The sequence below is a fragment of the Caulobacter sp. P1_B12_2 genome, from assembly GCF_056406675.1.
In genome coordinates this window covers 1-4,440 of record NZ_JBFTZS010000389.1, presented here as the reverse complement: position 1 = coordinate 4,440, position 4,440 = coordinate 1, and the positions used below count along the sequence as shown (strand labels likewise).

General features: G+C 67.0%; 5 protein-coding genes. 2 read left to right on the top strand and 3 right to left on the bottom strand.

Annotated elements, in window-relative coordinates:
* On the bottom strand, positions 1-1,096 hold a 1,096-nt coding region (locus tag AC1DZ6_RS19830; RefSeq protein WP_477098858.1), incomplete at its 3' end, for a hypothetical protein.
* 134 nt (positions 1,097-1,230) lie between these two features.
* A complete protein-coding gene (locus tag AC1DZ6_RS19825) occupies positions 1,231-1,860 on the bottom strand; it encodes a TetR/AcrR family transcriptional regulator (protein WP_477098857.1) in 630 nt (209 codons plus the stop codon).
* Between the two features lie 265 nt (positions 1,861-2,125).
* Between AC1DZ6_RS19825 and AC1DZ6_RS19820 the strand changes: the two genes are divergently transcribed.
* Both AC1DZ6_RS19820 and AC1DZ6_RS19815 read left to right on the top strand, forming a co-directional pair.
* A complete protein-coding gene (locus tag AC1DZ6_RS19820) occupies positions 2,126-2,956 on the top strand; it encodes a UDP-2,3-diacylglucosamine diphosphatase (protein ID WP_477098856.1) in 831 nt (276 codons plus the stop codon).
* The gene (locus AC1DZ6_RS19815; RefSeq protein ID WP_477098855.1) at positions 2,956-4,047 is read left to right on the top strand and encodes a glycosyltransferase family 4 protein; all 1,092 of its coding nucleotides are present in this window, start codon (positions 2,956-2,958) and stop codon (positions 4,045-4,047) included. Before AC1DZ6_RS19820 ends, AC1DZ6_RS19815 begins: the two co-directional genes overlap by 1 nt.
* 9 nt (positions 4,048-4,056) lie before the next feature.
* On the opposite strand, the gene AC1DZ6_RS19810 is transcribed toward AC1DZ6_RS19815, so the two are convergent.
* Positions 4,057-4,440: hypothetical protein (locus AC1DZ6_RS19810; protein WP_477098854.1), on the bottom strand; the 384-nt coding region annotated here is incomplete at its 5' end.

Below are 4,440 nucleotides of genomic sequence, written 5' to 3'. Positions count from 1 at the left end.
GGCGGGCCAGCATCACGTCCTTGGACCAGTCGGCGTCCTTGCCCGTGGTCGCATCGAACTTTTGCACGGCCACCTGGCGGCCGACCCCGTTGTATCCGCCTAGCGCGCCTCTCGCGCCGGTGACGATGATGTGGAGGGACTTCACGCCCTCTCCGTCGGCATGTTCAGCGACGAAATTGCCCAGGTCGCGCTGGCCGAGCGGATTGTAGCCCTTGTAGACATGGTAGGCGCCGAACTTCATCAGGAGGCGCGCCCGCGGCGCCTCGGCGAAATGCGTCACCAGCGTCCGCTTCATCAGCCGCGCCCTGCGCCCGTTCGAATCGCCGCTGCGGGACTGCGAGCCCTGATAGATGGCGCGTGTTTCGCGCAAGGCGGCGAACAGCGCCTTGGCCCGGTCGCCGCCGTCCTGGTCGATGGCTGTCCCTGCCTGATCCAGCGTCGCATCGGTGGCCTTGAGCAGGAACAGGTCCATGGGTGACCCGGATTTGAGCGCGGCCTGAGTCGCCGTCCGCTCCTGCTCGGCCAGCGCTTCGATCTGGGCGCGGGCGAGCGGTCCTGGATCGGCCGCCAGCATCTGTTCGAGCAGATAGCCGCTCGCGCCGAGGAACTCCTGGTCCAGCCCCCACAGCTTGAAGTCCGGCCCGGCGGCGCCCGCGCAATCGGCCGCCGTCTGACCCTCGTCGCGGCCGTTGAGGAAGGCCATGGCGTCGGGATGGGCGCGCATGAAGTCAGAAATCCGCTGCTCCCGGTCCGGCGCTCTCAGCCGTGCATTGACCGCTCCGGCGGCCTCCGGCCCGATCTCGACGACCATGGCCGTCAAGCCGCCGGGCGCCATCACTCGACAGATATTCGTGGTGAAGGTGGGGATCTCGCGGGAAAAATGGCTCTCGCCGATGAGGACGTRCCGGCTGGCGTCTATAGCCTCCGACAATATCGCGGCTCCCGGACCCGAGAAGCCCTCCGGCCGGACTGTCAGCGGCGATCCTGCCTGCGCCAGGCGGTCAGAGAACGTGAGCGGCGCAACGGTCTCGGCGTGGGCGGACGTCGCGCACAGGCTTGCGAGCGCCAAGGCCGCCGCAATCGATTTCAGCTTCATGTCAGTCACCCCTACTCGTGGAGCGTCCTTGGGGCGATCTCTGCAAACCACAAGTTAAATCGGGGTCACAAGTCTCCTCGCGGCCTGAAATCGGGCGCACCGAATGGATGCGAAGGGCAGACTTTCGCCCCCGCCTAATCCGGCCAAAGATCCTGCACATCGCCCTTGCGGTTCAGCATGTGCGTGGCCCGCTTGATCAGCATCAGCAGCCGTTCGCGCCGCCCGTCGCCGTCATAGGTCAGGGTCGTCCGCGCCAGGCCTTCCAGCATGAACCGCGCCAGGTCCCGGCTGGCCTGGAAGCGAGGGCCCGCGCCGGCGTGGAGGATCTTCAGGAAGTGGTCGCCGGCCTGGGCGCGGTCGAACTCGGCCTGGGCCGGAGCCAGCAGGGCCTGGACGGCCGGGTCGGTGCGGCCCGCGACCTCCAGCTCGGCGAAGGCCAGGAACGGCACGGTGTGCAGCAGGTCCCAGTAGCTGTCGATCGCGTGCTCGGTGACGTCGGCGCCCGGCGGCAGGGTGTCGGCGGCGGCGCGGAACAGGGCCGAGCGCTCGGCCTGGACGTGGGCCACGGCCGCCTCGACCAGGGCCTCGCGGGTGGGGAAGTGATAGAGCATCGCGCCGCGCGTCAGGCCGGCGGCGTCGGCGATCACCGGATTGGTCGCGGCGGGATAGCCGATCTCGGCGATCAACCGCATCGCCTGGTCGAGAATCCGCGCCCGGGTCTTCAGCGACTTGGGCGTATCCTTGGCGAGGCGAGCGGCGTCCATGACCCTGATCTAATGAATGCGATGTTGCGCTGCAACAGCACAGCGCCAGCAAAGCTTTGCCTTGTCCAACAAGATTTATCCAATGGTGAAATTTCGGGCGCTTGTGCGGCGCAGCGTCGCGCCGTGGGCGGATCGACGTTTCACGAAAGCGACATGCAATCAGCTTAATCGCCGGCTCATGCGCCCCTGTCGAGATCTTGGGGCCGGGGCCGGTCCGGGGGGATCGGCTTTCGAACGCCGACCAGAACCGCCGGAGGGGCAAGCCATGGTCACCGAAACCGACATCGAGATCCACCGCTACCGCTCGATCTTCATCAGCGACGTGCACCTGGGCACGCGCGGTTGCCAGGCCGAGCTGCTGCTGGACTTCATCCGCCATGTGGAGTGCGACAAGCTCTACCTGGTGGGCGACATCATCGACGGCTGGAAGCTGCGCAGCGGCTGGTACTGGCCCCAGAGCCACAACGACGTGGTGCAGAAGATCCTGCGCCTGGCCCGCAAGGGCGTCGAGGTGATCTATATCCCCGGCAACCACGACGACCGGGTCCGCGACTTCTGCGGCGTCCACTTCGGCGGGGTGGTCGTGGTCCGCGACGTGATCCACGAGGCGGCCGACGGCAAGCGCTACCTGGTGGTGCACGGCGACGAGTTCGACGGGGTGGTGCAGCACGCCAAGTGGCTGGCCTTCCTGGGCGACTGGTCGTACAGAACCATCCTGATGCTGAACACCTTGCTCAACCGCGCACGTCGGAAACTGGGGTTCGGCTACTGGAGTCTTTCCGCCTTCTTGAAGGTCAAGGTGAAGAACGCGCTGCAATTCATCGAGAATTTCGAGGCCGCGGTCGCCGACRAAGCCCGTCGGCGCGGCGTCGACGGCGTGATCTGCGGCCACATCCACAAGGCCGAGATGCGCGAGATCGACGGCGTGCTCTATGTGAACGACGGCGATTGGGTGGAAAGCTGCACCGCGCTCGTGGAACATATGGACGGACGGCTCGAAATCCTGGAATGGTCCAAGCTTAGGTCCTGGTCGGTGATCGATCGGGCACGGGCGCTCATCCTTGAGCCCCCCATTGCGGAGCCTGCCGCCGCCTGATGCGGATACTACTCGCCACAGATGCTTGGGAACCGCAGGTCAACGGCGTGGTTCGGACCCTCACCAAGGTGATGGCCGAGCTGAAAGCCATGGGCCATGAGGTCGATGTCGTCAGCCCCGACCAGTTCCCCACCTTCCCGCTTCCGACCTATCCGGAGATCAAGCTGGCCATCGGCGCCTACGAGCCGGTGATGGAGCGCTTCAAGTCGTTCGAGCCCGAGGCGATCCACATCGCCACCGAGGGCCCGATCGGCCTGGCCGCCCGCCGCATCTGCCTGGAATGGAAGCTGCCGTTCACGACCAGCTACCACACGCGTTTTCCGGAGTACGTGTCGGCGCGCCTGCCGCTGCCGCTGTCGGCCGGCTACACCTACATGCGCTGGTTCCACAAGCCTTCGGGCCGGCTGATGGTGGCCACGCCCACCATGCGCGACGAGCTGATCCGCCACGGCTTCCGCAACATCTCGCCCTGGACGCGCGGCGTCGACACCGACGTGTTCAAGCCCCGCGTCGAGGGCGAGCCGGACGTGTTCGAGGGCCTGCCCCGGCCGATCTTCCTCAATGTCGGCCGCGTGGCCGTCGAGAAGAACATCGAGGCCTTCGCCAGCCTGGACCTGCCCGGCACCAAGGTCATCGTCGGCGACGGTCCGCAACGCGAGGAGCTGGCCGAGAAGTACCCCGACGTGGTGTTCGCCGGCGCCAAGTTCGGCGAGGATCTGGCCCGCTATTTCGCCTGCGCCGACGTCTTCTGCTTCCCGTCCCTGACCGACACCTTCGGCCTGGTGATCCTGGAGGCCATGGCCGCCGGCGTGCCGGTGGCGGCGTTCTCGGCGCCGGGCCCGATCGACATCATCCCCGGCTCGAACGCCGGCGTCCTGGCCCCCGGCCAGACCGACGGCCTGCGCGAGGCCTGCCTGGCGTGCCTCGACATCGACCACGTGGGGGTGCGCAAGTTCGCCGAGGGCTTCTCGTGGCGCGCCTGCGCCGAGGAGTTCTACAAGAACCTGCAGCCCTATCCCGAACCGGAAAAGACCCGGTTCTGGCGGCGGCTGCGGCGGCTGGCGCGGCTGCGGCGCAGGCCCGCGGCTTAGGTCCCCGATCTATTTGGCGGCGCCGGCGTCTCGGCGAGCCCTGACGACTTKCCGCAGACTGCGCCGCACCTGAGCCGGATTGTCGATCAGCGCGAAGGCGGTAGCCCAGACACCCGTCTTCGAACTGGAGGCGGGCTTCAAGGCCAGGACGTACTGGCGGCGCGGATCCAGCGACACGATGCTGGGCGAATAGTAGATCTTGGCGTCGCCGATATCCGTCACGAAGCTTTGCTGGCACGCGGCCTTCGGCCTGGTGGCCCGGTAGGCGGTGTTGAGGAGGACGCGGACTCCAGCCTTCGGGCCCACCTCGATCTGGCGAACCGGCTCACCGATCAGGGTTTCGACGACGGTGAACCTCAACGCTCCGCTCTCGACGGCGGGATTATCCAGGCG

Coding starts and splice junctions, on each gene's coding strand:
- AC1DZ6_RS19825 (WP_477098857.1), bottom strand. CDS start 1,860: ATGGACGCCGCTCGCCTCGCCAAGGATACGCCCAAGTCGCTGAAGACC.
- AC1DZ6_RS19815 (WP_477098855.1), top strand. CDS start 2,956: ATGCGGATACTACTCGCCACAGATGCTTGGGAACCGCAGGTCAACGGC.